The organism is Pseudomonas tremae, from assembly GCF_001401155.1.
GTDB lineage: Bacteria > Pseudomonadota > Gammaproteobacteria > Pseudomonadales > Pseudomonadaceae > Aquipseudomonas > Aquipseudomonas tremae.
The window spans coordinates 1-556 of sequence record NZ_LJRO01000507.1; the positions used below are offsets into that span (position 1 = coordinate 1).

Genomic DNA, 556 nt, shown 5'->3' on the forward strand with positions numbered 1-556 from the left:
TCAAAGTCCAGGTGGTCAAGGCAAGGCTGACACAACAGGATTTCAAGCTGTATTTCGAGGTCGATAATCCCAACGACTCGGACCTGTTCGTGCGCGGCCTGAACTACAAGATCTCGCTCAATGACGTTGTGCTCGCAGACGACCAATTCAGTGATTGGTTTTTCGTCGATGCGCATAGCCGGAAAACCTTTGTGGTGCCTGTTCGTACCAACCTTTGGCGGTACGCGAAATACATCGCTCAACTGCTGAAAAAACCTGATGAGCTGATCCATTACCGGCTTGAAGGCAAGCTCAAGACCGGCATGCTGTTCAGGCACAACGTACGGATCGGCAAAACCGGCGATGTTGCACCAGAGGAGCTGATTCAACGCAAATAAGCAGGCGGCCTAACCGTCCAGCTTGCCCTTGATCAGCTCCAGCAGAAACTTCCAGATATCCGCCGCCCACAATGCCCGATTGATTGCGCTGATCAGCGCTCCACCAAACGAGCCCAGCAGAAAGCCCACGCCTGTGGTGTTGCGAGGGTCGGCCACGCCCAGATAATCACTGGCAATGC

Annotated in this window: 1 protein-coding gene and 1 pseudogene; one reads left to right on the forward strand and one right to left on the reverse strand. The window is 54.0% G+C overall.

Translation table 11 applies throughout. The features are described from left to right. The coding region (locus ALO43_RS27480) for an LEA/WHy family protein (protein WP_054998446.1) at positions 1-377 on the forward strand (377 nt) is incomplete at its 5' end. A 9-nt stretch (positions 378-386) separates the two neighbouring features. Here the strand turns inward: ALO43_RS27480 and ALO43_RS27485 are convergent. Beyond that, positions 387-556: pseudogene (locus tag ALO43_RS27485) on the reverse strand (MFS transporter); the annotation flags it as partial.